This window comes from Methylobacterium sp. C25 (assembly GCF_021352225.1).
Taxonomy (GTDB): Bacteria; Pseudomonadota; Alphaproteobacteria; order Rhizobiales; family Beijerinckiaceae; genus Methylobacterium.
In genome coordinates, this window is record NZ_JAAUVI010000017.1 from 24,676 (window position 1) to 51,035 (window position 26,360).

The 26,360-nt window shown below is 64.5% G+C and carries 28 protein-coding genes; 14 read left to right on the top strand and 14 right to left on the bottom strand.

Annotated elements, in window-relative coordinates:
* Positions 1-7: 7 nt before the first annotated feature.
* Both HCU64_RS23915 and HCU64_RS23920 read right to left on the bottom strand, forming a co-directional pair.
* Positions 8-415, bottom strand: coding sequence for a cupin domain-containing protein (locus HCU64_RS23915; protein WP_233386914.1), 408 nt, complete (start codon positions 413-415; stop codon positions 8-10).
* A 33-nt stretch (positions 416-448) separates the two neighbouring features.
* A complete protein-coding gene (locus HCU64_RS23920) occupies positions 449-1,243 on the bottom strand; it encodes an RrF2 family transcriptional regulator (protein ID WP_325170022.1) in 795 nt (264 codons plus the stop codon).
* Between HCU64_RS23920 and pdxR the strand changes: the two genes are divergently transcribed.
* Entirely contained in the window at positions 1,187-2,626 is a 1,440-nt protein-coding gene (pdxR, locus tag HCU64_RS23925) for a MocR-like pyridoxine biosynthesis transcription factor PdxR (protein ID WP_233386916.1), read from the top strand. The two genes, HCU64_RS23920 and pdxR, sit on opposite strands and share 57 nt — an antisense overlap.
* 199 nt (positions 2,627-2,825) lie before the next feature.
* Here pdxR and msrA read toward each other — a convergent pair whose 3' ends face one another.
* Positions 2,826-3,335: a peptide-methionine (S)-S-oxide reductase MsrA gene (gene msrA / locus HCU64_RS23930; RefSeq protein WP_233386917.1), complete on the bottom strand. Its 510-nt coding sequence runs from the start codon at positions 3,333-3,335 to the stop codon at positions 2,826-2,828.
* Positions 3,332-3,781 (bottom strand): peptide-methionine (R)-S-oxide reductase MsrB, encoded by a 450-nt coding sequence (gene msrB, locus HCU64_RS23935; RefSeq protein WP_233386918.1) that lies wholly within the window; start codon positions 3,779-3,781, stop codon positions 3,332-3,334. Before msrB ends, msrA begins: the two co-directional genes overlap by 4 nt.
* Positions 3,782-4,159: 378 nt before the next feature.
* On the opposite strand from msrB, the gene HCU64_RS23940 reads away from it, so the two are divergent.
* On the top strand, positions 4,160-5,077 hold the full coding sequence (locus HCU64_RS23940; RefSeq protein ID WP_233386920.1) for an NADP-dependent oxidoreductase: 918 nt from the start codon (positions 4,160-4,162) through the stop codon (positions 5,075-5,077).
* Positions 5,078-5,383: 306 nt separating this feature from the next.
* On the opposite strand, the gene HCU64_RS23945 is transcribed toward HCU64_RS23940, so the two are convergent.
* Positions 5,384-6,418 carry a transporter gene (locus HCU64_RS23945; RefSeq protein WP_233386961.1) on the bottom strand — a complete coding sequence of 345 codons (1,035 nt, stop codon included), beginning with the start codon at positions 6,416-6,418 and terminating at the stop codon, positions 5,384-5,386.
* A gap of 267 nt (positions 6,419-6,685) precedes the next feature.
* On the bottom strand, positions 6,686-8,068 hold the full coding sequence (locus HCU64_RS23950; protein ID WP_233386921.1) for an aminotransferase-like domain-containing protein: 1,383 nt from the start codon (positions 8,066-8,068) through the stop codon (positions 6,686-6,688).
* Between the two features lie 354 nt (positions 8,069-8,422).
* On the opposite strand from HCU64_RS23950, the gene HCU64_RS23955 reads away from it, so the two are divergent.
* The 9 genes from HCU64_RS23955 to HCU64_RS23995 all read left to right on the top strand — a co-directional run bounded on the left by HCU64_RS23955 (position 8,423) and on the right by HCU64_RS23995 (position 16,282).
* Positions 8,423-8,905, top strand: coding sequence for an MSMEG_0572/Sll0783 family nitrogen starvation response protein (locus HCU64_RS23955; protein ID WP_183502014.1), 483 nt, complete (start codon positions 8,423-8,425; stop codon positions 8,903-8,905).
* Positions 8,906-8,960: 55 nt separating this feature from the next.
* Complete coding sequence (locus tag HCU64_RS23960) at positions 8,961-10,070, top strand: Nit6803 family nitrilase (RefSeq protein ID WP_233386922.1); 1,110 nt, start codon at positions 8,961-8,963, stop codon at positions 10,068-10,070.
* Positions 10,015-11,118: an MSMEG_0568 family radical SAM protein gene (locus HCU64_RS23965; protein ID WP_233386962.1), complete on the top strand. Its 1,104-nt coding sequence runs from the start codon at positions 10,015-10,017 to the stop codon at positions 11,116-11,118. Before HCU64_RS23960 ends, HCU64_RS23965 begins: the two co-directional genes overlap by 56 nt.
* Positions 11,115-11,660: an MSMEG_0567/Sll0786 family nitrogen starvation N-acetyltransferase gene (locus tag HCU64_RS23970; RefSeq protein ID WP_233386923.1), complete on the top strand. Its 546-nt coding sequence runs from the start codon at positions 11,115-11,117 to the stop codon at positions 11,658-11,660. Before HCU64_RS23965 ends, HCU64_RS23970 begins: the two co-directional genes overlap by 4 nt.
* Complete coding sequence (locus HCU64_RS23975) at positions 11,660-12,646, top strand: sll0787 family AIR synthase-like protein (protein ID WP_233386924.1); 987 nt, start codon at positions 11,660-11,662, stop codon at positions 12,644-12,646. The genes HCU64_RS23970 and HCU64_RS23975 overlap by 1 nt, the downstream gene beginning before the upstream one ends.
* Positions 12,643-13,818: an MSMEG_0565 family glycosyltransferase gene (locus HCU64_RS23980; RefSeq protein ID WP_233386925.1), complete on the top strand. Its 1,176-nt coding sequence runs from the start codon at positions 12,643-12,645 to the stop codon at positions 13,816-13,818. The genes HCU64_RS23975 and HCU64_RS23980 overlap by 4 nt, the downstream gene beginning before the upstream one ends.
* A complete protein-coding gene (locus tag HCU64_RS23985) occupies positions 13,811-14,092 on the top strand; it encodes an MSMEG_0570 family nitrogen starvation response protein (protein ID WP_233386926.1) in 282 nt (93 codons plus the stop codon). The genes HCU64_RS23980 and HCU64_RS23985 overlap by 8 nt, the downstream gene beginning before the upstream one ends.
* A gap of 34 nt (positions 14,093-14,126) precedes the next feature.
* Entirely contained in the window at positions 14,127-15,398 is a 1,272-nt protein-coding gene (locus HCU64_RS23990) for an MSMEG_0569 family flavin-dependent oxidoreductase (protein ID WP_233386927.1), read from the top strand.
* An 89-nt stretch (positions 15,399-15,487) separates the two neighbouring features.
* Positions 15,488-16,282, top strand: a complete 795-nt coding sequence (locus tag HCU64_RS23995) for a Pnap_2097 family protein (protein WP_233386928.1) — start codon at positions 15,488-15,490, stop codon at positions 16,280-16,282.
* Between the two features lie 350 nt (positions 16,283-16,632).
* On the opposite strand, the gene HCU64_RS24000 is transcribed toward HCU64_RS23995, so the two are convergent.
* Together HCU64_RS24000 and HCU64_RS25680 are read right to left on the bottom strand one after the other, a co-directional pair.
* The gene (locus tag HCU64_RS24000; protein WP_233386930.1) at positions 16,633-16,800 is read right to left on the bottom strand and encodes a hypothetical protein; all 168 of its coding nucleotides are present in this window, start codon (positions 16,798-16,800) and stop codon (positions 16,633-16,635) included.
* A complete protein-coding gene (locus HCU64_RS25680) occupies positions 16,797-16,877 on the bottom strand; it encodes an iron transporter (protein WP_442786010.1) in 81 nt (26 codons plus the stop codon). Before HCU64_RS25680 ends, HCU64_RS24000 begins: the two co-directional genes overlap by 4 nt.
* Before the next feature lie 339 nt (positions 16,878-17,216).
* On the opposite strand from HCU64_RS25680, the gene HCU64_RS24005 reads away from it, so the two are divergent.
* The gene (locus tag HCU64_RS24005; RefSeq protein WP_233386932.1) at positions 17,217-17,771 is read left to right on the top strand and encodes a cytochrome b; all 555 of its coding nucleotides are present in this window, start codon (positions 17,217-17,219) and stop codon (positions 17,769-17,771) included.
* Between the two features lie 21 nt (positions 17,772-17,792).
* Here the strand turns inward: HCU64_RS24005 and HCU64_RS24010 are convergent, their stop codons facing one another.
* Genes HCU64_RS24010 through HCU64_RS24020 form a run of 3 tightly spaced genes read right to left on the bottom strand, consistent with a single transcriptional unit; the run spans position 17,793 to position 19,495 of the window.
* Positions 17,793-18,578, bottom strand: a complete 786-nt coding sequence (locus HCU64_RS24010) for an anti-sigma factor family protein (protein WP_233386934.1) — start codon at positions 18,576-18,578, stop codon at positions 17,793-17,795.
* The gene (locus HCU64_RS24015) at positions 18,575-19,084 is read right to left on the bottom strand and encodes an RNA polymerase sigma factor (protein ID WP_233386936.1); all 510 of its coding nucleotides are present in this window, start codon (positions 19,082-19,084) and stop codon (positions 18,575-18,577) included. Before HCU64_RS24015 ends, HCU64_RS24010 begins: the two co-directional genes overlap by 4 nt.
* Positions 19,085-19,114: 30 nt before the next feature.
* Positions 19,115-19,495: a COG4315 family predicted lipoprotein gene (locus tag HCU64_RS24020; RefSeq protein ID WP_233386938.1), complete on the bottom strand. Its 381-nt coding sequence runs from the start codon at positions 19,493-19,495 to the stop codon at positions 19,115-19,117.
* Positions 19,496-20,105: 610 nt separating this feature from the next.
* Here HCU64_RS24020 and HCU64_RS24025 point away from each other — a divergent pair.
* The gene (locus HCU64_RS24025) at positions 20,106-20,459 is read left to right on the top strand and encodes a hypothetical protein (protein WP_233386940.1); all 354 of its coding nucleotides are present in this window, start codon (positions 20,106-20,108) and stop codon (positions 20,457-20,459) included.
* A gap of 4 nt (positions 20,460-20,463) precedes the next feature.
* On the opposite strand, the gene HCU64_RS25500 is transcribed toward HCU64_RS24025, so the two are convergent.
* A complete protein-coding gene (locus HCU64_RS25500) occupies positions 20,464-21,864 on the bottom strand; it encodes a sensor histidine kinase (RefSeq protein ID WP_233386941.1) in 1,401 nt (466 codons plus the stop codon).
* Positions 21,848-22,528, bottom strand: a complete 681-nt coding sequence (locus HCU64_RS24035) for a winged helix-turn-helix domain-containing protein (protein WP_233386942.1) — start codon at positions 22,526-22,528, stop codon at positions 21,848-21,850. Before HCU64_RS24035 ends, HCU64_RS25500 begins: the two co-directional genes overlap by 17 nt.
* 418 nt (positions 22,529-22,946) lie before the next feature.
* Between HCU64_RS24035 and HCU64_RS24040 the strand changes: the two genes are divergently transcribed.
* Positions 22,947-25,097, top strand: coding sequence for a TonB-dependent receptor (locus HCU64_RS24040; protein ID WP_233386943.1), 2,151 nt, complete (start codon positions 22,947-22,949; stop codon positions 25,095-25,097).
* A 253-nt stretch (positions 25,098-25,350) separates the two neighbouring features.
* Here HCU64_RS24040 and HCU64_RS24045 read toward each other — a convergent pair whose 3' ends face one another.
* The gene (locus HCU64_RS24045; RefSeq protein WP_233386944.1) at positions 25,351-26,349 is read right to left on the bottom strand and encodes a GlxA family transcriptional regulator; all 999 of its coding nucleotides are present in this window, start codon (positions 26,347-26,349) and stop codon (positions 25,351-25,353) included.
* Between the last annotated feature and the right edge of the window lie 11 nt (positions 26,350-26,360).

Here is a 26,360-nt window from a genome sequence, read left to right on the forward strand (position 1 = left end):
AGCCTCCTCAATGCTGGTCGGGAATGGTGAGTGTCTTTTCGTCGGAATCGACGACAAACACGGCCAGAAGCTTCGCGGGTGCGGTGTCGCTGGCATTTGCACTCACCTCGTGATGCGCGCCGGGATTCTCGGTCCACCACTCGCCTGCCCGGTAGACGCGCTCCGGGCCGTCATCGACCTTGCTGCGAAAGGCGCCCTCGAGAACGTACGCCCAGATAAAAGCCGATTTTGCGTGGCGATGACTGCCGGACTTGCCCCCGGGGGCGTACTCGACTGTGACCGCCTTGAGAGATTTCCCGGGAATGTTGGGTATCGCCGCGCCGAAAGCCGGCGCGACCTTGGCTTCGTCAGCCTGGATCGACGACGTTACGAGAAACATGAAAGCAGCGAATGCGACGAGCACGTGAGGTCTCATGATTGATCTCCTTCTGGTCTTCTCCTGATGAGCTCAGGCTTTCGGGCAGGCGGTGCCGTTCGGCGGAGAACAGGGCTGCGCCGCTCGGTTTGAAGAGGTGGATGAGAGCTCTTCGGGCGACGCTGAAACCGTCCGGCGCCGAGCACCTTCGCGGACCGCCGTGAGGCGAGATCGTTCTCGTTTATCGGCGCGGACCTCGAACCACTCCTTCACTTCGTCAGCAAAGCCCGGCGGGGCTTTGACGGATCCTTGGATGTCGGCGAGGGTCGTCCGCCTCAACTCGGCACGCATGCGGTTCTCTGCCCGCAACATCACGGCATGGATCCCACAGACGCCATCGGCGGACCATGCGGGTGGGTTGCCGCCGAACATTGCGCAGCCACGGCGGATTTCCCTGCAATCGAAGAGGCGGCGATCCCCTTCGATCGCATCGACGACGTCGAGCACCGTGATAGCGTCGGTCGATCGAGCCAGCCTGTAACCGCCGCTGATGCCGCTCGCGGATTCCACGAGGCCGGCCTTCTCGAGCTTGGGAAAGATCTTGGCCACCAGCGCAGCGGAGCCCCCCTGCATATCTGCAAGATCTCGGCTGCTGGCCCACGTGCCGAGCGGCTGGGCTAGCCATAGAATGCAGTGCAAACCGTATTCAACGGATGCGCCGTACAGAGTACGGCTCGTCTCAACGGATCGGACTGCACCGATTGGAGGTGTCGTCGGCGTGTTCATAACGCGGTAGATGGCAGTCGGCGTTATCCCTGGGCAGAACCAAGAGTGTCGGAAGCGATAGGACCATCGACCGCCGATGCTCTCGAGCTCACGCTCGACCATGCGGCTGCCGCACCCCTTGCCGAGCAAATCTTCCAGGGCATCCGCAACGCCATTCACCAGGGGCGCATCGCTCCCGATGCGCGATTGCCGTCATGGCGCTCACTATCCGTCCAGCTCGGGGTCGCTCGCGGCACCGTCCGGTCAGCCTATGATCGGCTCGCCGACGAGGAGCTGATCGTGACCGCCGGACCGGCCGGAACACGCGTCGCGCGAAGGATCCCCACGGTCGCTGCGCCTACCGTCGTCATCTCGCCGCCTCTGCTCGCGATGCTGCCGAGCTTCTCGGAAGTCCCTCGGCCTTTCCAGATGGGCGTTCCCGCACAGGATGCTTTTCCGTCAACGGCGTGGTCACGGGTGAACGTGGCCGCCGCGCGCAGCGAATCCCTGGCGCCCACGTCGTATCCGGACCCTCGCGGCGAGCCGAGCCTTCGGGCGGAGATCGTCGCGCATCTTGCCATCGCCCGCGGGCTCGCATGCAGCCCCGATCAGGTCATCGTCACTCAGGGCTACCGAGCCGGGCTCGCTGTCGCGCTCCGGACGATCGGTGCGGAAGGGTCGAGTTGCTGGTTCGAGGAACCCGGTTATCCCATCGCGCGGATGGCGCTCGAGATCGCGAGAGTTTCGCCCATTTCCATCCCCGTCGATGACGAAGGCATCGACGTGGCGGAGGCCGTCAGACGTGCGCCCACGGCGAGAATCGCGCTCGTGACCCCAGGGCAGCAGGCGCCTACGGGAGCCGTGTTGTCACGCGTAAGACGCCACGAACTGCTCGCCTGGGCCCGGGATGCGGGTGCCTGGATCATTGAGGACGACTATCTGAACGAGCTGCAGCTCGATGGCCGCCCTGCGCAAGCGCTGGCGGCAGAGGATCCGGAGGGTCGGGTCATCCATCTGGGGACCTTCAGCAAGACACTGAGCCCCGCCATCTCGATCGGCTTTCTGGTCGCACCGCCTGCGCTCGCCGAGCAGTTTGGCCAAGCCGCTGCGTGCCTGCACCCTTCGCCGAACCGTTCGAAGCAGCTCGCTCTCGCGCGATTCATGCATGAAGGGCACTTCCTCAAGCATCTGCGGCGCATGAAGGCACTCTATACAGAGCGCCGGAAAGCTCTGCTTTCGTGTATCGGTCAGGCCGAGACTGGCCTCGGCATGGGTGGCCTTGCGGTGCTGCTGCCGCTCGAATCCGGGCTCGATGACGTCGGCATCGCCGGCGATTGCTGGCGCCACGGTCTCGCCCCGGCGCCTCTGACCCCCTGGTACCTCACTGGCGGCGCGAAGCCGGGGCTGCTGCTGGGCATAACCAACCTTCGAGCGGCCACGGTTGCTGCCCATTGGGGCCAGCTATCGAACATCATTGCTGCGCGACGAGCCAACGAAACCAATTGAAGGCACCCAAAAAGAGCTGCTCGAATGCAGCCAGGGTTGCTTCGGATACTGGAGTAAAGGAAGCGACCGTCACGATCTTGATGCTCATCCTGCCTTGACTACGTTCGCGACCTCGTCGACGAACAGCCAAGTCTTCGTCGGCTTTAGGCGAGACGCGGCATGACGGCATAAATGCCGCCGTCTCGACGAAAGAGAAATCCTACGCCGCGCGCTCTCGACCCGGCAGCCGCCAGCCGGGGCGAACGAAATGGCAGGTGTAGCCACTCGGAATTCGCTCCAAGTAATCCTGGTGCTCTGGTTCGGCTTCCCAGAAATCGCCGGCTGCTGCCAGTTCAGTCACGACCTTGCCCGGCCATAAACCGGAGGCATCGACGTCCGCGATCGTCTCTTCGGCCACCTTCTGCTGATCGGGTGACGTGTAGAAGATCGCCGACCGGTAGCTCGAACCGCGATCGTTGCCCTGGCGGTTTGCGGTCGTCGGGTCATGGATCTGAAAGAAGAACTCGAGCAGATCTCTGTAGGTCGTCTGCTCAGGATCGAAGATAATCTCGATGGCCTCCGCGTGCGAGCCATGGTTCCGATACGTTGCGTTCGGGACATCGCCCCCCGAATAGCCGACCCGGGAGGAAAGAATACCTGGCTGCTCCCGGATGAGGTCCTGCATGCCCCAGAAGCAGCCTCCGGCGAGAATTGCGCGCTCCGACTTCATGCCACATCCTCCACTTGCGAGAGATAGGCCCCGTAACCCTCGGGTTCCATGTCGTTCCGATGTACAAATCGCAGGGCGGCCGAATTGATGCAGTAACGGAGGCCGCCGTGATCTCGCGGGCCGTCGGCAAAGACATGACCCAGGTGGCTATCGCCGTGAGCCGAGCGGACTTCCGTCCGGTCCATCCCGTGAGATTGATCCCGAGTCTCAGTGACGTTTGCCGGCTCAATCGGCTTCGTGAAGCTGGGCCAACCGCAGCCGGATTCGAATTTGGCAGAACTGGCGAACAGCGGCTCTCCGGACACGATGTCAACGTAGATGCCCGGCTCCTTGTTATGCAGAAGCTCACCAGTACCCGGCCGCTCAGTACCGCCTTCCTGTGTCACGCTGTACTGTTCTGCCGTCAACGCGGAAATGGCTTCCGCGGTCCTCCTATAGAGCGCCATGACGAAGCTCCTCAAGCGTCGAAGAAATGCGAACCGTCTCAACGGAGGCCGATGACGCAAAGGGAATTCTTACGTCTGGAACAAGCCGGCGACGTCCCGGATCTTCGGAGCGGCGACCGGCTCGACGCTCGCCATCTCTCTCCGCACCGATCCTTCGCCGCTGCGCCCGGCCTACCTGCATTCATTCGTCGGAACGCTTCTGTGGGTTACACGGCGTCGTTTGTCGCTGGCGTAGGCGTCGTTGAATGCTGCCCCAAGAACGAACCAGAGCAATCGGCTCGCACCACTGAACCCGATCTTGGCACACGAATTCTTCTCGTTCTTGGTACTTTCGCTGATCCAATGCCGGTCTAACTTGCGGGCCCATAGGAGGCCCCCATGAAAGCGATAGTGGTAGACGATCAAGGGGCTGGAACAGCCGGGATGACGCTGGTGGACAGGCCCGAACCGCAGCCGGCGCTCAACGATGTCGTCGTCCAAGTTTATGCGTCCGGGTTCGTTCCGGACGAGTTGACCTGGTCGCCGACCTGGACCGATCGCATTGGGCGCGATCGCACCCCTTCGATCCCAGGACATGAGCTGGCCGGAGTGGTCACAGCCAAAGGCTATGGCACCACTGGTCTGGAAGTAGGGCAGCGGGTGTTCGGACTTGCAGATTGGTATCGAGATGGAACGCTGGCTGAATACGTCGCAGTCGAAGCCCGCAATCTCGCGCTTTTGCCGGACGACGTCGATTTTACTGTCGGCGCGAGCATCCCAATCTCAGGCCTCACGGCTTGGCAAGGGCTCGTCACACATGGTCGGCTTCGTGCTGGTGAACGAGTAATCGTGCTCGGCGCCGCGGGCGCGGTCGGGTCGATCGCTACCCAGCTGGCACGTGAGTTCGGTGCGCATATCATCGGTACCGGACGTGGGGCTCACCGCCAAGCAGCGCTCGAATTCGGGACACACGAGTTTGTCGACCTCGACCACGACACGCTGGAGAATATCGGAAATGTTGATTTGGTTTTCGACGTCATCGGAGGTGAGATTGGGAAGCGGTCGGCACGCTTGGTTCGCACGGGAGGACGGATGATCTCCATCGTCGGACGATCCGAAGAGCAGCCCGGTGAAGGAACTGCGATCGACTTTGTCGTGGAAGCCGATCGTTCGCAATTGAGCGAACTTGTCGAGCGGGTGCGGGACGGGCGGCTGCAGACAAATATTGGGATCGTCGCACCTCTAGCTGATGCTGTTGCCGCGTTTAACTCGACCGAGCGGCGGCGCGGTAAAACGATCATCCGCATACAATCTTGAGTGCCAACACGATCACAGCGAGCCTGGACCTGTCTTACTGCTAAAATACATAATTCCATTGAGAGTAATTTGCGTTTATCCTTGAGCACTTCCCACTTTGAAGCAGATTGCAACTCCAGACATGCGTCCGCTGTCGCGCTTGAGCAAGTTTTCATATCGGGACCGGGTGGGGCTGTTGAGACTTCGTCACCCGGTCCCTATCGAGTGCAGACCTTGGGAAGGTAAGACACTTCGATTTTCTGGCAGAGGCTATCCCAGCGCCGCTCTTCAGCGGCCGCGACGGCCTCCTGGATATGTCGTCCTGGGTCAGTACTTGCTGACGACCGCCATCGGCGCTGCCGCCGGCGGTGTATAGAGCGGCACGATCACGCGAAACATGCCGTCCGTGCTGTAGTTGGTCTTGGTGATGCCCGTGACGGGCTGGGCATAGGTGACCGTCGAGACGACATCTGTCGCGACGATGGCCTGCACCGAGAACTTCCCGAAATCGTAGCCGATCAGGCCGCCGACCGCGAAGCGGCCGGCCCGCCCGCTCTGGGTGCCGAAGATGCCGGCCGAGGCGCTGGGATCGAGATTGATCGCGCCGTAGGCGACCGGGCCGATCTCGAATTTCGCCTTGCCCTCGTTGAACAGGTCGAACTTCTTGGTTGCGGTCAGGTCGAGGAGCAGCGCATCCGAGATCCGGAACGGGCCACGGGTGTTGAAGCCCGGGAGGTTCACGCCGTCGAATTTTCCGGGCGAGTCGTAGAAGTTGTAGGTCAGGTTGGCGGTGAGGTTATAGCCGTCGCCAGTGTAGCTGCCCGCGAAGCCGATGCGGTAGGTGTTCGAAGAGAGCTGCGGCAGCAGCGGCGCCCCGGCGAACGTGCCGTTGTTCAGCCGCACCACGCCGCGGTCGGCATCGAGGTCGTTCAGGTGGACGGCGCCGAGAAGGCTGACGCCGAAATTGTTGCCGAGATCGAACGCCCAGATGCCGCCGAGCAGGGTGCCGACATTGACCGAGAGATCGCGCACGCCGGTCGCTCCGCCGGCGCGCCCGTAGGCGGAGACGGTCGGCTGCGCTGCGATGAGCTCGAGGCGGCCGCCGAGTGGCGTCCAGGGCGTCGACCAGACGAGGACCGGGACGTTGATCGAGGTGTCGGCGGCACCCGTCAGGGTCGAGGAGGGTGCGCTGGGCGAGCGGTAGATGAAGGTGTCGATGGCATAGACGCCCTCCGGCAACGGGGCGCCGACGGCGAGGCCGACCTGTTCGCCGGGGATCGTCGTCGCCTGGGCGAAGGCGCCCGTCGCCGCCAGACCGAGCGAGAGCGAGAGTGCCCCCGTCGCGAGAATATGCTTCATGATCAGACCCCTTTTTGTTGAGTTTAGAGCAGCCGACATCGGCCGCAGCCACCGGCTGCGTTAGGAGGATCAATGATCGCTCAGCAATCATTGACCGGAAAACCATTCAATTTGACTGTGTTTCTAGTCTATACAATGATTGTGCACTGCAATTTGCTTTAGTCTACTCGAAATGAGCCTCGAAGAATGATGAGACGCTTGTCGTTGCAAGAAAAACACATCGCGATGTGACGGCGCTTAGGCATCGCCGGCCTCTGGCGCGCGTCCCATTCAGATGTAGGCCGAGGCCAAGGCCGGCGATTGCTCGAGCACGTGGGCCATGACCTCGAGCGCCTGGGTGATCTCGGCGCGGGTAGCCAGCCCTCCGAGGCAGACCCGCGCGGCTTCGGGCGGCTTGCCGGAGGTGCAGAAGGCATCGCTGCCGACGACGCCGAGGCCGACGGCCCGGGCCTGGCTCGCGAAGGCCGAGCGGGTCCAGCCTTCCGGCAGCGAGAGCCAGAGATGGAAGCCGTGGGGATCGGCCTGGACCAGCTCTGGCGGCAGGAGCCGTGCGGCGATCGACTGCCGCTTGCTCGACTCCGTGCGGATGAAGCCGAGGACCGTCTCCGCCGTCCCGTCGTCGATCCAGCGCGTCGCCAGGGAGGTGGTGATCGGCGAGGCCATCACGGCCGTTGCGCGCAAGGCGGCGGCCAAGGGCAACGAGGCGCGGGCATTCGGGGCAACGAGATAGGCGATGCGCAGGCCCGCGCCGAGGCACTTGGCCAGCCCGGCGATGTAATAGGTGATCTCGGGCGCCAGCGTCGCGAAGCTCGGCGGAGGGGTCGGGCAGACGAAGGCGTAGGCGTCGTCCTCAATGATCGTGACGGCGTACCGCCGGGCCACCTCGATGATGGCCTGGCGTCGACCCCGCTTGATCGTGGCGGTGGTCGGGTTCTGCAGGAGCGGGTTGAGGTAGATCGCCTTGGGAGCCACGCGCGTGCAGGCGGCCGCGAAGGCTTCCGGGTCGACGCCGTCCTCGTCGATCGGCAGGTCGACGAGCTGCAATCCCCGACGGGCCGCGAGCGCGCGGATGCCGGGATAGGTCAGCCGTTCGACGCAGATCGCGTCCCCCGGTTGCGCAACGGTGTCGAGGATCGCGCCCAGCGCGCTATGCGTGCCGGGGCAGATCAGCAGCCGGTCCGAGGTCGCGATGACGCCGCGGCGGGTGAGCCAGCGCAGGGCCGCCGCCTTGTCGTGCTCGGTGCCCCCGAAGCCCTGATAGCGCAGCAGGTTCGGCAGATCTGCGGCGAGCGCGGCGTAGCCGGCGCGCATCCGCGCGACGAGTGCCGGGTCGTCCGGCTCCGGCGGCAGGTTCATCGTGAAGTCGACCGCGCCGCGATGGGCCGGTGGGGCCGCCCGTTCGCGCCCGACGGGATCGGTCACGAAGGTGCCCTGACCGACACGCCCCTCGACGAGACCGCGCTTCTGCGCCTCGACATAGCCGCGTGCCACCGTCGTGAAGTTGAGATCGAGGGCCTGGGCCAGCGCGCGCTGCGGCGGCAACCGCGTGCCCGCCGCGAGCCGACCGGTGCGGACATCCTCGGCCAGCGCCTCGACGATCGCGAGATAGTGCGGCTTGCCCCATTTTCTGAGGTCCGGGTTCCAGGAACTCATGCGCTCGGCATCCATCCAGCCTTTGATCCGGTCAATTCAGTATTGAATGGATAGCAAGCTCCATGCCGATCGCATCAATGCATCGATGGGAAAGGTGGTAGTTGCGAGAAATTCTGGGAATCAATTCAATCTGGTCAAATACAGATCGAGATTGATGCAGATGATGCGCGCGAAATACGCGCAATGCTCAATTCATGAACATGGCGTGATTGATGGCATCTTCAGAGTAATTGAATGGATTTGTGAACGAGACTCGCCTGGATTTGATCGGATCTCCGCGTTGGCACGGGCCTTGCCATTCCCTGTTCGATCGGCGGCGGAGTTCGCTGCGGAGCAAGATCAGGGAGCACACAAATGCCGGCCGTCACTCACGAGCAGCACAAGAAGGGCGATTTCTTCGTCGACTATGAGGAGAAGGTCTTCGAGGATGTGAAAGCAGAGCCCGGCCAGAAGGCGCTCGTCACCTTCCACACCGTCGCCTTCGAAGGCTCGATCGGCTTCGTGAACCTGCTCCAGGCGACCCGCCTGCTGCGCAAGGGCTTTGAGACGTCCATTCTTCTCTACGGCCCCGGCGTGACGCTGGGTATCCAGCGCGGCTTCCCGACGCTCGGCGACGAGGCCTTCCCGGGCCACCAAAACTTCAACAATCAGATCGCCAAGTTCATTTCGGAGGGCGGCAAGGTCTATGCCTGTCGGTTCGCCCTTCAGGCCCTGTACGGCCATGGCGAGCCCTCGCTGATCGAGGGCATCCGGCCGATCAGCCCCCTCGACGTCCTCGACCTTTCGCTCCTGCACAAGCGCGACAACGCGGTGATCATCGACACCTGGACGCTCTGACGCGACCACCCGGCGGCCGCACCCTCGCGGCCGCCGCCCAAGCCGGAGCCACGCTATGTCAGACAACCGGATCGTGCGGGCCGCCGCCGTCCAGATCGCACCCGACCTCGAGAACCCGGATGGAACGCTCGAGCGCGTGCTCAACGCCATCGACGAGGCCGCCGCCAAGGGCGCGCGCTTCATGGTCTTTCCGGAGACCTTCGTCCCCTACTACCCGTATTTCTCCTTCGTGCTGCCGCCCGCGATGCAGGGCGCGGAGCATTTGCGCCTTTACGACCGCGCGCCCACTGTACCCGGACCGGTGACGCAGGCGGTCTCGGCCGCAGCACGGCGGCACGGCGCGGTGATCGTCCTCGGCATCAACGAGCGCGACCACGGTTCGCTCTACAACGCGCAGCTGATCTTCGACGCCGACGGCACGCTGAAGCTCAAGCGCCGCAAGATCACCCCGACCTACCACGAGCGCATGATCTGGGGTCAGGGCGATGGCGCCGGCCTCACGGTCGTCGACACGGCGGTCGGGCGCGTCGGCGCGCTCGCCTGCTGGGAGCACTACAACCCGCTCGCCCGCTACGCCCTGATGGCGCAGCACGAGGAGATCCACGCGGCGCAATTTCCGGGCTCCCTCGTCGGCCAGATCTTCGCCGACCAGATGGAGGTGACGATCCGGCACCACGCGCTGGAGGCCGGCAGCTTCGTCGTCAACGCCACCGGCTGGCTCACCGACGAGCAGGTCGCCGCCGTCTGCCCGGACGAGCGCCTGCGCGGGGCCTGCCGCGGCGGCAACTGCACGGCGATCGTCTCGCCCGAGGGCCGGCATCTCGCCGATCCGCTCGGGCCCGGCGAGGGCATCTTGATCGCCGACATGGACCTCGCCCTCGTCACCAAACGCAAGCGAATGATGGATTCGGTCGGCCACTACGCCCGGCCGGAACTGCTCAGCCTGCTCCACGACAAGCGCCCCACCGCGACGGTTCACGCGGCGGCCGACATCCAGAACGCTTCCACGATCCCCGGCACCAGGACACTCGATCATGAGCGACAGCCCGCTTCTGACCAGCCCTCTCTCGCCCTCGCTGCCGCCGGTGGCCCCGGCGATGGCCGCGGGCATGCCGACCGAGCGCCTGATCAACGCGTTGCAATCCTTCGGAGTCAGGCTGGCTGACACCTCGGCCGGTGTCGCGAGCCGACGCGGCGGGGCCGGGCCGTCCGACCACAAGGCCATGACCATCGCCGGGCGCACGGTGATGGTGCCGGTCCATACCGCGCCGGCCTTCGAGTCGCCGTTTCTGGTCCGCCGCCCCGGGCCGGACGGCTATTCGGAGATCGAGCACGACGGGGCGGTGATCGGCCGGGTGACCTTCCCCGGAAAACCCCGCTTCTACGCGCTCTCGACCTTCGACGGCGTTCCCTATTCGAAGATCGCGGTGCTGCACGGGCGCGACGTCCTGGCGACGACGATCCTGCAGACCTGCATCCGCTACCAGAGCCGCACCAAGACCTGCCAGTTCTGCTCGATCGGTCAGTCGCTCGCGGCCGGGCGCACCATCGCCCACAAGAGCCCGGCCCAACTCGCCGAGGTCGCTCGCGCCGCCGTCCTGCTCGACGGCGTCAAGCACATGGTCATGACCACCGGTACGCCGAACGCCACCGACCGCGGCGCCGCGGTGCTGTGCGAGAGCGCCTTCGCCGTGAAGGCGGCCGTCGACCTGCCGATCCAGGGCCAGTGCGAGCCGCCGGACGACGACCGCTGGTTCGAGCGCATGAAGGCCTCGGGCATCGACGCGCTCGGCATGCATCTCGAAGCCGTCACGCCGGAGGTGCGGGCGCGCATCATGCCGGGCAAGGCGAGCGTGCCGCTGGAGCGCTACTACTCGGCCTTCGAGGCCGCTGTGCCGGTCTTCGGGCGCGGCCAAGTCTCGACCTACATCCTCGCAGGCCTCGGCGACACGCCGGAGGCGATCCTGGCCATGTCCGAACGCCTGATCGGCATGGGCGTCTATCCCTTCGTGGTGCCTTTCGTGCCGATCTCCGGCACGCCGCTCGAGAGCCACCCCTCGCCGAGCCCCGATTTCATGCACGCGATCCTGCAGCCGCTCTCGCAGATGCTGGAGCGGGCGGGGCTTCGCTCCACCGACATCAAGGCCGGCTGCGGACGCTGCGGCGCCTGCTCGGCCCTGTCGAGCTACGAGCGCACGAGGGTCGCGGCATGATCTTCGAGCCCTTTCCCGCCTATCGCCCGAGCTACTTCCACGTGAAGTTCGCGACCGCGCCCTGGGAGCGCCTCGCCTGCGCGGCCCTGCGGCGGCAGGTCTTCTGCACCGAGCAGGGCATCTTCGAGGATGACGACCGCGACGCGATCGATGCCCAAGCCATTCCGATCTGCGCGCTGTCGACCCTCGGGGGCGATACCGACGCCGTCGTCGGCACGGTGCGCATCCACGAGGTCGCCGAACGGCCCGGTGAATGGTGGGGCTCGCGCCTTGCCGTCGCGAAGCCGTTCCGCGGCACGGCGGCCCTCGGGGCGGGCCTGATCCAGGTCGCCGTCTCCTCCGCTCATGCGCGGGGCTGCACGCGCTTCCTGGCCCATGTCCAGGAGCGCAACGTGCCGCTTTTCCAGGCGCTGCACTGGGAGAGCCTCGGCCCGATCGACCTGCACGGGCGCCCGCATGATCTGATGCAGGCCGACCTTGCCGCCTATCCGCCGATGGCCGATCCCGAGACGGGGCTCGTCACCCTGCGCAAGGCGGCGTGATGGGCGTGGCGGTCGACATCGCGGCCCTCGCCCGCCAGATCCGCGACGCCCAAGGCGTCGCCCACAAGCGCGACATCGACGCGGTGGTCTCGCGGCTCGGGCTCGGCCGCCGCGACGCCGCCGTGCCGGTCGGCGACGATTGCGCGGCGATCCCCGACGGCGACGGACACCTGCTGCTCGCCATCGAAGGGTTCATCGACTCCTTCGTCGCCGCCGACCCGTATTTCGCGGGCTATTGCGGCGTGATGGTCAATCTCAGCGACGTCGCCGCCATGGGCGGACGGCCCATCGCGGTGGTCGATGCCCTGTGGAGCCGGGACGCGGCCCAGGCCGATCCTGTGCTCGCCGGCCTCTCCGCTGCGGCGGCGATCTACGGCGTGCCCGTCGTCGGCGGCCATACCAATACCCGCGCGCAGGCCGGCAACCTCGCCGTGGCGGTGCTCGGCAAGGCAGGACGACGCCTCCTCACCAGCTTCGATGCGCGGCCTGGCGACGCCCTGATCGCAGCGATCGACCTGCGCGGGCGTTTTCGCGAACCGAACCCTTACTGGGATGCCTCCACCGGCGCGCCACCCGAGCGGCTACGCGGCGATCTCGCCCTGCTGCCCGGCCTCGCCGAGGATGGCCTGTGCGCCGCCGCCAAGGACATCAGCATGGCCGGCATCGTCGGCACGGCGCTGATGCTGCTCGAATGCTCGGGCGTCGGCGCGCTCATCGATCTCGACGCGATCCCGCGGCCAGACGGTGTTGCGATGGCCCGTTGGCTCACGGCTTTCCCGAGCTTCGGCTACCTGCTCAGCGTCCGGCCCGATCGCACCTCCCACGTGCTGGCGCGCTTTGCCGGGCGCGACATCGCCGCCGCCGCCATCGGCAGCATCGACGCGAGCCGGGTCGCCCGTGTGCGCGATGCCGGCGGCGAAGAGGCGGTGGTCTGGGATTTCCTGGCCGGCCCGCTGATCGGTTGCGGCGTGGAGGCCTCGCCATGAGGCCACTGCGCATCGCCATCCTGACCCATTCGGTCAATCCGCGCGGCGGTGTCGCGCATTGCCTCTCGCTGGCCGAGGCGCTCTGCACCCTGGGCCACGAGGCGGTGGCGCACGCGCCCGACACCACCGGCGAGGGCTTCTTCCGGCGGGCGAGCTGCCCGACCACCTCCGTCGCCGCGAAACCAGTCAACGGGACGACGGCCGATCTCGTGCGGACGCGGATCAACGACTACCTGCGCCACTTCGCGTCGCCCGCGGCCTGCGATTTCGACGTCTTTCACTGCCATGACGGCATCGGCGGAAACGCGCTCGCCACCCTCAAGCACCGCCGCCTGATCCCGGGCTTCGTCCGCACGGTTCACCACCTCGACACCTTCGCCGATCCCTTGATTGCCGATTGGCAAGACCGGGCAGTGCGCGAGGCCACCCGCCTCCTCTGCGTCAGCCGTGTCTGGGCAGATCGGATCGAAGCCGATTTCGGTGTCGAGCCGGACGTCGTCGGAAACGGGGTCGACCTCTCGGTCTACCGCCCCGAGCCGAGCGAGGCGGATGCCGTGGTGCGCGAGCGTTGGGGCCTCGGGTCGGGACCAATCGTCCTCTGCGTCGGCGGTCTGGAAGAGCGCAAGAACACGGCGACCATCATCGAGGCCTTCGCACTCTTGCGGGAGAGGCACGGCGACGCACAGCTCGTCATTGCCGGCGGCGCCTCGCTCCTCGACCACGTCTCCTATCGGGCCCGCTGTCTCGCAACGCTCGATGGGCTCGGCCTCGCCTTCGGGCCGGGCAAGTCCGTGGTCATGACGGGCCCTGTCCCGAACGATCAAATGCCGGCGCTGTACCGGGTGGCGGACATGCTCGCCTTCCCGTCGTGGAAGGAGGGGTTCGGTCTCTGTGTGCTGGAGGCGATGGCCTGCGGGACACCGACCATCGTGTCCCGGTTGGCGCCCTTCACCGAATACCTGGATCCCGGCGACACGCTGTTCGTCGATCCTGCCGAGCCGCGGGACATCGCCGGTGCCATGGCCTCGGCCCTGGATCCGGTCGAACGCGTCAACCTTCGGAAGGCTGGTTTCGCCCGCGCCGCCGCTCATTCCTGGCGCGCCTGCGCCGAGCGCCATCTCGATGCCTACGCGTCCTGTGCCAGCCTGAGACCGGAGCCGATCCATGCCTGAAATGCGCTTCCACGTGCTCTGGCCGGATGGTCGGCGCGAGGCCTGCTACTCGCCCTCCCTCGTCGTTCAGGACTTCCTGAAACCGGGAGAGAGCTACGCCGTCGAGGATTTCGTCGAGAAGAGCCGCACGGCGCTCAACATCGCCAGCGAGCGCGTGCGCGAAAAATACGGCTTCGCCTGCTCCTCGGCCCTCGACCAGCTCGCCCGCATCGAGAGCGCGGCAAAGGGCCAACCCCCTGGTGGCCGCGTCACCGTCGAGACCTTCGATCTCTGAAGCCTCCGCAACCAGACCAGCAAGGAGTTGCAGCATGTCTTCCGTGTCCAGCCACATCCCGGTCGCCGTCGTCGGAGGCGGCCAAGCCGGTCTTTCGATCAGCTACCACCTCAAGCAGCGCGGCATCGACCACCTCGTCTTCGAGAAGCACCGTGCCGCCCATACCTGGGCGACCCAGCGCTGGGACACCTTCTGCCTCGTGACGCCGAACTGGCAATGCGACCTGCCCGGTCATCCCTATGACGGGCCGGACCCGGACGGCTTCATGAAGAAGGACGAGATCGTCGAGTACCTGAAGGGCTTCATCGCCAAGGTGAAGCCGCCGATCCGCGAGGGCGTGACCGTGCACCAGGTCCAGCGCCGCGCCGATGGGGCGTTCTCCGTTGAGACCTCGGACGGCGACTACACGGCGGACGAGATCGTCGTGGCATCGGGCGGCTACCATACGCCGATCTTCCCGCGCATGGCCGAGAAGCTGCCGGGTTCGGTCACACAGATCCACTCGAACCAATACCGCAACCCGGCTCAACTGCCCGAGGGCGAGGTGCTGGTCGTCGGCTCCGGCCAGTCGGGCGCGCAGATCGCCGAGGACCTGCATCTCGCCGGTCGCAAGGTGCATCTCGCGGTGGGCGACGCGCCGCGCTGCGCCCGGTTCTACCGGGGGCGCGACGTCGTCACTTGGCTCGCCGACATGGGCTACTACGAGATGACGATCGACAACCATCCGCTGCGCGATGGCGTCCGCGACAACACCAACCACTACGTCACCGGACGCGACGGCGGACGCGACATTGACCTGCGTCGTTTCGCCAAGGAGGGCATGAAACTCTACGGCCTGTTGGAGGATTACGACGCCGGCGCCCTGCGCTTCCGGGACGATCTCAAGACCTCCCTCGATCAGGCCGACAAGACCTATAACAGCATCAACGCGGCCATCGACAAGTACATCGCCGAAAAGGGCATCGAGGCCCCTACACAGGACCACTACGTCCCAGTCTGGCAGCCGGGCGAGCCCGTGACGTCGCTCGATCTGTCGTCGAGCGGCATCACCTCCATCATTTGGTGCATAGGCTTCACGCCGGATTTCAAATGGCTCGACGCCTCGGTGTTCAATGGCTCCGGTCGGCCCAAGCATACCCGTGGCATCACTGGCGAGGCCGGCATCTCGTTTATCGGCCTGCCCTGGTTGAACACCTGGGGCTCAGGCCGTTTCGGCGCAGTCGGCCGCGACGCCGAGCACGTGGTGCAGGCGATCACATTGCGCCTCGGCGTACAGCGCCCGATCCCCGTGAAGGTCGCTGTCTAGTCGGTAGGGGGGAACCGCCTATGGCGTTCCATCCAAGGTCGGCCGATGCGGGTCTCCCACTCGATAGCGAGGGACGATACACGCTCGGCATGCCCCATCTCTGTCCGAGCGGATTCTCGGAGAACTGGCTCTGGAAGGAGTTAGGGCATCGACATTGGGAGCTGATCGGGCAGAGTCTCGGCCGGGCCGCATCGGGCTTCGGTACCGAACGCGAACAGCCGATCTATGCGGCTTTCCAGCGGATATCGCTCGAACATGGCGCCCTCGATGCCGTCCGGGAGAACGACATCCTGGAGGTGCGCTCCGCGCTGATCCTGCTGTCGGCCACACGGGTCGTCAGTCGACATCGAGCGGCGTGTGGTGGCCGTCTGGTAGCGGATGTCGAAATGACCTCCGTGTTCATCCAGCGTCGGATCGCTGGCGAGAACCGTTCCATTACCCGGGTGAAGGTCGGGCGCCACCCCGCTGGGCCTGCGTTGGTTGACGTCGGGAACGGGCATCGAGGGAGCGTGGAGGCCGGTGCGCTTCCATCCTGGACGGAGATGGACGAGTTGGGCAGCGTGGTCGTCGACCCATGCCCTCAGCTGGAATTCAACGGAGCCGGGCTCCTGTACTTCAGTAGCTACGTCGCGGCTGTCGACCGGACCGAATGGCAGCTTTCGGGAAGGAGGCGGCCTCGATCCACGACGCGGGCACGCCGCGTCGTCTTCCATTCCAACATCGAGATCGGAGACCGTCTCGTCGTTCGGATCAAGGGTTCGATGGATGGCGCGACCGCCCGATTCAAGGCTTCGATCTGCAGCGAGGCCGACGGGAGGCTTCTCGCCGAGGTCATGACTGACTGCGTCAATGTGCCAATGAGAAGCTCGCAACGCACAGGGTGAGCTGGTGGGCGAGACCTCACATTTGGTGCCCCCGCAGGAGGCCCGAACCGGGTTGAACGCGGTAGTCAGATAGACGTTCGCTTCGCTAATGTTGAGACGCGAGAGCAGACCGGCAGATCTCGACCCAATCCGGACGTTTGGGCTGCTCCGCCAGTTTGCAACTAGCAGACATGGAGTTGCCGACCGCTCGATAGACGAAAGCGGTCCTATGGCGGACTGTAATATACTCACAATATAGCGATCACTTTGGGATTTGTTGCATGGCGTCATTTCGAAATCCCAGCGCCTTGATTCAATATAAGTATTTATACTATAACAATAGCATGCAATAACACTTTAAGATCTGCCGGTCAACCAGTGCAACCAACAAGAACATGCAGGATGCGGCCAACTAAACTGTTATCAGGAATGAGATCAGACATATTCCATAGCGCCTGTTGCATCGCCTCAACGACACCGGCATTGGCAGGGAATTGCACAGCCGGCACGGTGAGTTCGGCGGGGAGGAACGTGATCAAGGATCCATCTTGATCGGCTGGAGGTAGACGGCCGCGACCTTGAGCCCCGTCTGCGTGACGCGGGGTCCGACAGGCACCTCCTTCGCCTTGGCAGGCAGGGACAGGCCCTTAGAGATAGGGTAGCGCCTGACGTCGGCTGCCTAATCGACACACGGCCGGATCGAATGTATTTCCACGTTGATCAGAATGATTCAAACGAACAAGCCGATAATAGTCAGCCACCCTCGTACAGAAGCAAGCCCGCACATTACAAACATTGGGAATAATCAATCTTTCGTGGCGGAGAATTCGCAAGATCGACTTACTTTGCGGATTGCTGCCGACCGAGAAATACTCCTTATGACGGCAGAGACTTCCGGCGGCTGAGAGCCGTTGATGGCCGTCACGCTCGACCTATCCCGCGAAGAATTCGACACATGAAGACATCCGAAGCCCGGCACGATCGCGTAACGATCCTGCTCCACTGGCTGACAGCCGGTCTGGTCGCCGTCCTCTGGCTGGTCGGCACGTTCCTCGAAGACCTTCTCGCGAAAGGGCCGCTTCGATCGGGCATCTGGTCCGCGCATGTCGACGCCGGCTTCGTGCTCACGGGGATCATGGTCTCGGCGATGATCTGGCGCAGCACGCGTGGACTGAGTCTGCCTCCGGAGAGCGCCGGCGCCTTGCGCGCGCTGGCAAAGTCCACCCATGCGGCTCTCGCGCTGCTCCTCGTGGTCGTGATCACACTCGGAATCGCCAACGCTCTCGTCCGGGGCTTCACCTTGGCCGGGCCGATCAAGCTGCCGCAGCTCGGCAACATCGATTGGCGTCGCCCATTGACGCGGTGGCACGGTTGGGCCGCTCACGTGCTGATGGCGGTGGCCCTCTTCCACGCCACGGCTGCGCTCGTTCATCATTACCTATGGAAGGATGACGTGTTGCGTCGGATGCTTCCACGCAGCAAGGAGCAACGTCTCACCGGGCGCCCCTGAGAGGGGCTCCATCGATGCCAGTCAGTTCGACGAGGAGCGAAGCTGCGCGTCGACCGATTGCGCGATCGTCAGGAGCCGCGCCTCGCTGATCCGTGCCGTGACGGCGTAGGACAGGCCCCCCTCGCTCCACGAGAAAGCCGTGACGTCACCCTCGCGAGCGTAGCGGATTCCCGAGTGCCCATCGGCACCGTGGCGTGAATAGAGTGTGAGGCGCGTCCCTTCGGTATCGTCGTACATGAGGAGAGCCGCAGGACGGTCGCCGGCGGGTAGGACGCGCCCGCCCATCAGCCGGAATCCCTGGCTTGTCAGATCGGGCACCCGAACTGGGTGGTCGAGGCGCCGTGACAGCCATTGGACCAGGTGCGGCTCCTCGTTGGCGCGCACTTCGACGGGGTGAGCGGCTTCGACCACGAAGGTGCGGAAGGCCGTCACCGCGTCCTGCGTCATTGGTGTCACGTCGTCGGATGACCGCGTGCCGAGCGAGCCGCGCGTGAACCATCCGCCTGCGCCGCCGGCTCCCAGGCTCAGGACGATGGCAGCGGCGATCGGCAGCCAGCGCCGCGCCGAGGCGCGCTGTCGATGCAGGTTTTCGATGCGCAGGCGCGCCGGAATCGGCTCGGCGGCGATCGGAGCGAGGCGCTCGCGCAAACGCTCGCGCAGGGCGCGATCCGCGCGAACGCGCTCGGCGGTTTCCGGGTTCTTGGCGAGCCAGGTCTCGACGACGACGCGCCGCTCCGGGGCGAGGCGCCCGTCGATGAAGGCATGGAGGTCGTCTTCGCCCACGGGCCGTGGGTCGCCAACACTCATTTCACCCTCCGCAGCAGACCGGAGCGACCCGTTTCCATGTAGGCCCGCAAACGTTCGCGCGCCCGGCTCAATCTCGACATCACGGTCCCGACCGGCACCTCCAGGACGGCAGCCGCTTCGGCGTAGGACATGTCCTCAACCGCGACGAACAAAAGCGCCGACCGCTGGTCTTCGGGCAAGGCATCGAGGCCAGCCAGCACGTCGCGAGCCCCGAACATGGCCTCGGGATTGCCGGCCGGTGACGCGATACCGTCCAGCGCCTCCGCACCGACATGCGGACCGGCGCGCCTTGTACGCCGAATATGCTGGAGGAAGAGATTGCGTTCGATGGCGAAGAGCCAGGCGCGGATGTCGCCACCCGCGCGTCGGCCAGACCAGCCGGCGAGCGCTCGTTCCAGCGTATCCTGAACCAGGTCGTCGGCAGCGTCGCGATCGCGCAGCAGCGCGTAGGCGTAACGGCGCAAGGCCGGGATCTGCGGCTCGATCAGCCGGGCGATCTCGTCCACGCCGCTCTCCTCCTCCCGATTGGCCGACCGCTAAGGCTGCACTACGTGCCAGGCGCCGTTGAGGAACCCGTCGCCGGTGATGTCGCCGGGCTTGGTATCCTTCGTCCAGGTGTAGAGCGGCTTATCCTTGTAGGCCCACTGCTTGCTGCCATCGTCCCGCGTGACCACCGACCAGGAGCCCGACGGCGTAGCGCCGGCTGGAGCAGCAAGCGGCGGCCAGTTGGTGGCACAGGGACCATTGCAGGCTGACTTGCCCGCGCTGTCCTTGTCGAACGTGTACAGGGTCATGCCTTTGGCATCGACGAGAGCGAGTCCCTTGGCCGTCTTGGCTGTCGCCGCGGGCGAGTTGGCCAGAACCGGCTGAGCCGCGAGCGCTGCGATGAGCGTGACCGGAAGAAGAAGCTTGCGCATTGAATGAACCCTCCTGCGATCGCCGGGGACCGCCGAAGAGAGATGCCGATCGCGCGATTCTATTCCCGGCACTCACGCAAAAAAACTTCCGGGGCTCACAGGATTTTGCACGAAAGATGAAAGATGCTCGCCTACTCGGATTATTCCCGCGTCTCGAAGAAAAGATTTTCTCAGCTTTCGACGTCGGACTGATGGTCATCGACTGAACTAAATCCATTCCAAAAATTGGCAATTATCAATCTTGGAGCGATGTAATATCTTCGCCTTGAATGATATAGCCATCCGTGTCGACCTCTCTTCAGGTCCTGCGCCGCAAGGCTTGCAGAACCACCGCATAGCCGGAGTGGCCATGCCAACGGCAGCATCGACCCATCGCGTTCTGGATGGCTTCTTGGACAGCAATCTTACTGGCCACATTGCCAAAACGGCCTCAAGCCGTGGCCCGCGACGTCGCCGCATCCGATGGGTTGCCCAAGCCAAGGACGGCGCTGCAGAGGCGTCGGCGTCCTCGCCTCAGCTATCGAGCCGGGCAATCGCCTGCCTGATCCAATGCGTGCCAGGGGGGCGCAGGCCACAACGGAGCGGTTCACGCGATGACGACTTCGCCTTCATGGCGATCTCGCCGGCGAAGTTGCTCAAGCTCGCAGCCGGTTGTTCGAAGGCCGAACTGCTCGCCATGCGAGGCGTCGGGGTCGGCACGGTCGTCGAGATCGAACAATGGCTCGATGCCCATGGCTATGGATTCCGCTCCGATCCCGATGCGCTGACGACTGCGCTCGGGAAGGCGATCGAACACCTGGAGGCCGTGGTGGAATCGCATTCCGACGAGGCGTTGCTTCAGGCGTTCCTGGCGCTGCCAGCGTTGAAGAAGGCCTTGCGTGCGGCGCCCTGGAAGCAGGTGCGTTGTCGACAGGTCCGTGCGCTCGACCGGCCCGAGCCTCGAACGGCCGCCTCGCGTCGCTAGCAGGCTAACTTTGGCCCCTGGTCGCGATTGCCCCGGCGGCTTCCGCGGCGAGGACCGGAAAGGCCACCGTGACGCGCAGGCCCGGCTCATTGTCCGAGAGGTTGACTGAGCGACCGTGCAACTCCGCGATCGCGGCGACGAGTGTGAGGCCGAGGCCGTTCCCCGGCATGCCTCGGCTTTTCTCGACACGGTAGAAGCGCTGGAAGACCTTGTTCCGTTCGAAGGCCGAGATGCCTGGCCCATCGTCCGCGACGCTCAGCGTTGCGATGTGGTCAGCGACGTGCAGGCCGATCTCGATGCGTGCGCCGGCCGGCGTGTGGTGCAACGCGTTCTCGCAAAGGTTCGCGAGAAGTTGGGTCAAAAGCTCCTTGTCCCCGTTGATCCGCACGTCTGGCGCGATGGCGAGAACGAGCTGCCGCCCGCCATCCTCAATTGCAGGACCGTAGGCATCGGCCACGGTCCGGGTGACCGCCGACAGATCGACGGCGCGGAATCCGGCCCGACGCGTGCCGCCCTCCACCTGGGCGATCCTGAGCAAAGCCGCGAACACATCCAGGATCTCATCGATCTCACCCGAGGCGCGATCAATCGCGCCTCGGAACTCCTCGGCGGTCGAAGCCCTGTCGTTTACGCTCTGTAGCCCCTGGCGGAGTCGCGTCAGCGGCGTGCGCAGGTCGTGTGCGATGTCGTTCGAGACCTGCCGCAGATTGTTCATCAGGCCGCCGATGCGGTCGAGCATCTGGTTGAGCGTCCGGGCCAGCCGATCGAAATCGTCTCCCGAACCCGTCGTCGGGACCCTCCGGCCGAAATCTCCCGCGATGATCGCCTCGGCGGTGCGGGAGACGTTGTCGACCCGCTTCAGCATCGCGCCGGACATGAAGACGCCGAGCACGGAACCGAGCAGCAATGCCGCCGCCAGCGCGACCGCAAACGCCTTGCCGAGGATCGCCTGGACATCTCGGACGCTTTTCAGATCGTCGGTGACGACCAAGGTCGTTCCGTCGCTCAGGGGCTGGGCCGCGGCCACGACGGTGACATCGGGCCGATCGGTATCGGGAACGAACCGCGCCGGCACGCCGGCGAGCCTCTTGTACGCGGCGAGTGTCGGACTGCCGGTGACGACGCGCCCGTCGGTCTCGATCACCGCGTAGTGCAGCGGGACCTCGCCACGGGTCAGGCGGCCCGTGAGCGCAGCATCGAGATCCGGCCGGCCTCCATCGATGAACTCGTCGGTCAGTTCGGCAATGACCTGGTCGACGCGATCCCTGACCTGCTCGTTGAGCGCGTCGCTGACGGCGGCATGGACCAGCCAGCCGATCACCGCCACCGAGAGAACGAAGGCAGCGGTGTAGAAGAGCGCGAAGCGAAATCCGGTGCTCGCGATCAGTCTACGGAAGGACGTCACGGAGGATGTACCCGGAGCCACGCACGGTGTGGATCAACCAATTATCGAAGCCTTTGTCGACCTTGGATCGAAGCCGGCTCATATGCGTCTCGACGATGTTGGTCTTCGGCTCGAAGTGAAACTCCCAGACGTGTTCGAGCAACTGCTTGCGCGTGACCAGCGATCCGGCGTTGCGCAGCAGGAACTCGAGGAGCTGATATTCGCGCGGCTGGAGTTCGATGATCGTCCCTGCGCGGCGGACCTTGCGGGACATCAGATCCACCTCGAGGTCCGCGACCCGAAGCATCGTCTCCGCCGGCGCGAGTGGAGGTCGGCGGCCGAGAGCATGGATCCGGGCCAGGAGCTCCGCAAAGGCGAACGGCTTGACGAGATAGTCGTCTCCACCGGCTTCGAGACCTTCGACACGATCGTCGATGCCGGACATCGTCGTCAGGAAGAGCAGAGGCGTACGGATCGTGGCGGCGCGCAGGCGCCGGGCAAGCGCGAGACCATCCAACTTCGGCATCATGCGATCGACGACGACCACGTCGTAGGCAGCCCGCCGAGCGAGCCGTAATCCTTCCAGGCCATCCGGGGCATGATCGACGACATGACCCGCATCGGCCAGGGCCGCCGCGACGAGGTCGGCCGTACGAACATCATCCTCGACAAGCAAGATCTTCACAAACAAACCCGATCGTGTCTGAGGCTGTGGATACTGAGTTTCGACCCGTTCCGAACTGCGAGTCGAAAGCATGTGATGAAAAAACCACACTCTCTTCTATCGGAGAGTGGAGCTCCAGGATTTGGCGGTCACGTCGCCGATCATCTTGCGGAACTCAAATCATGTATTGATCCACCTGGGAAATTGTCAAGTATACATCCCCAAGATCTTAATTAGATGAGTTCCAATCTGCTGACATTGGGGATCTGTAATTTGACCCTCGGCCGATCCGGCCGCCTAGACGTCTCTCAGCAAGTTCCGCGCAACTCACCGCAGGAACTACTTCAACTTACAGCTGAGGATTGTTATGCAGCACGCTGTCTACGGCAGACGCTCCCACCTTGTCTTTGCATTGTTGGGATCCGTTGCAACCATCGGGATGGCATCTGCCGAGCCTTTGTCCGGACAGCGCCAGGGCTCGCAGGCGAATGAGCCGGCGACGACGGGGGCGCTCCAGCCCGGCGCCCCGGCAACGCTCGAGGAGATCGCGGTTGCCGGCGAGCTCAGCGGCCTCCCCAGAGTGGGGCCGCAGGGCGGGATCACCGTCGGCTATGCGACGACGCAGACGCGATCGGCGACGAAGACGGCAACGCCCCTGATCGACACGCCGCAGGCCATCACGGTCGTCACGCAAGAGCAGATCCGCGACCAGAACTTCCAGAACCTCACCGATCAGCTGCGCTACGTTCCGGGCTTCATCCCGGCGCAGGGTGAGGGCAACCGCGATCAGGCGATCATCCGCGGCCAGAGCACGAGCGCGGACTTCTTCGTCAACGGCATCCGCGACGACGTGCAATACTATCGGGATCTCTACAACGTCCAACGGGTCGAGGTTCTGAAGGGCCCGGATTCGCTGATCTTCGGCCGTGGCGGCGGCGGCGGCGTGATCAATCGGGTGCTCAAGGAAGCGGACGGCACACGGGTCCGCGAGATTGTCGCCGGCGGCGGCCAGTTCGGCGACAAGCGCCTCGCCGTGGATGTCGGCGACCGGGTCAGCGACAGCGTGTTCTTCCGCCTCAACGGCGTTGCCGAGGATAGCGGCACGTATCGCCAGTTCGGCGATCTGACCCGCTACGGCGTCAATCCGACGATGACCTTCCTCATCGATCCGCAGACGACGCTGAAGCTGTCCTACGAATATTTTCACGATGACCGCTTCCCCGACCGGGGCATCCCGTCCCAGTTCGGCCGCGCCTACAACTATCGCAACAATATCCGGACCTTCTTCGGCAACCCGGACGTGAACTACACGAAAGTCGATGCGAACATCGCCACCGCAACGCTCGATCACGAGTTCGACACCGGCGTCCAACTGCACAGCCAACTGCGCTTCGCCGACTACAATCGCTTCTATCGCAACACGCTGCCGGGAAGCGCGGTGAACAATGCCGGGACCGCGGTGACGATCACCGGATACCGCAACGAGACCGACCGCACCAACTACTTCAGCCAGAACGACTTCACCTACAAATTCAACACCGGTACGCTCAAGCATACGCTGCTCGGCGGCTTCGAGCTCGGCTATCAGGAAGGCCTGACCTTCCGCGAATCCGGCCTCTTCGGCAGCAATCTCGCGTCCAGCGTGGTGGTGAATCCGCTCTCGCCAATCACCCGCGTTCCGGTGACCTTCCGCAACAACGGCACCACCGATGCCAATAGCCGCTACAATCTCGGGCTCGCGGCCGTCTACGCGCAGGACCAGGTGGAAATCACCAACTGGCTCCAGCTGATCGGCGGCGTGCGCTACGACCATTTCGATTTCGCATCGACCGACCAGCGCACGCGTGTGACCCAGTCGCGCGTGGACGACCTGGTTTCGCCCCGCGCCGGCATCGTGCTGAAGCCGCTGCCGAACCTCGCCTTCTACGGCAGCTATAGTGTCTCCTATCTGCCGAGTTCGGGCGACCAGATCGGGACGCTCTCACCCGGCCTCGTTATTGCCAAGCCGGAAGAGTTCGAGAACACCGAGGTCGGCGTGAAGTACGACGTCAATCCGACCCTTCAGCTCACGGCAGCGGCCTATAACCTCGACCGCAGGAACCAGCGTCTCGCGGACCCGAACAACCCCGGCTTCTTCATCCTGTCGGGCAAGACGAACACGCAGGGCATCGAGATCGGCGCCAACGGCTACGTCACCGATTGGTGGCAGGTCGCGGGCGGCTACGCGCTGACCGATGCCCGGATCGACAGTGCGACCTCGCCGACCATCGTGAAGGGCAATGTGGTCGGGCTCGTGCCGTTCAACTCGTTCTCGCTCTGGAACAAGTTCGCTGTCACGAACGACTTCTCGATCGGCATCGGCTACATCTACCAGACTCACACCTATGCCAGCTCCGACAACTCGGTCCGCCTGCCAGGCTATTCGCGCTTCGATCTGGGGCTGTTCTACACGGTGAACGAGAACGTCCGCACTCAGCTGAACGTCGAGAACCTGTTCGACCGCGGCTACATCTATACCGCCGACGGCAACAACAACATCACCCCCGGCGCCCCACGGACCATCAGAGCCCAGGTTATCGTGAGGTTCTAACGTGCAGCAATCGGTCCGCTTCCACACTCCAAGTGCCGGAAGCGGACGCTCTTCTTCCCGACAGTTGTCAGCTATCTTATGTCCGCTTCTTTCGATTTGGCACTCGAAAGCAGACTGGCTGAGGACCACCCCAGCGATCATCATCAGTCAGCTACTTATGTCCGCCGACCGAGATGGGCGCGAAGCCGTTGGCACGAGGCCGCACTTAAAGCAATTTTTTATTTTTCTAAATGCAAATAGAATTGAGTTTCATCTACTTAAATACACTAAAACGAGAGCGATAATCTTGCGGCGCGCTCGCCAATTGGCGCAGAAAACTCCGGCGCATGGTCTCTTCCGAACCGAAGCCGCATAGCTGACCAATCCGTTTCACGGGCTGGCGCGTGTCGGTCAGCATCTGTCGAGCAGCCTCGACCCGCAGCCGCTCGACGGCACGGGCGGGCGTCACGCCCGTTTCTTCGAGATAGCGCCGGCTGAAGCTGCGCTCGCTCATGCCCGCCTGCGCGGCAAGCGTTCCGAGTGACAGATCGGATGCGAGATTCGCCCGAACCCAGTGATGCAGGGCTTCGAAGCGATCTCCGGCCGTCTGCAAAGAAAGGGCCGCGCTGAACTGGGCCTGTCCCCCGGGGCGTTTGAGGAAGACGACGAGGTAGCGCGCGACCGCGAGAGCGATCTCGCCGCCGAGATCCTCCTCGACCAAAGCGAGCGCCAGGTCGATGCCGGCGGTGACGCCCGCCGAGGTCCAGACCGACCCATCGCGCAGGAAGATTGGATCGGACTCCACCCGCACGGCGGGAAAGCGCCGGGCGAGGGCATTGCAGAACGACCAATGGGTGACGGCCCTCCGACCGTCCAGGATGCCCGCCGCTGCTGCGAGGAAGGCACCGGTGCAGACGGACGCGACCCGCCGCGCATGGCTCGATCGGTCGCGCAGCCAGTCGATCAGCTCCGGGTCTGCTGTTGCTGCCTCGACGCCGGGGCCACCAGCGACGATGAGCGTATCGACCGCGTCCCCAACCGCTGGCAGTGGCTCGGGGGCGAGCACGAGACCTGCAGAGGAGATAATACCCTTTGTCTGCTTCGCGACCACGCGCAGCCGATAGGCTGGGGCTTGCCCCGCCTTGGCGAGATGCTCGTTGGCGGAGGCGAAGACCTGAAGCGGGCCCGTCACGTCGAGCACCTGCACGCCTTCGAAGGCAAGCACCTCGATGGAGCGGTTGGACTTTGGCGATAAACGAGGGTTCTTTGGCATTCGCGCCAAAC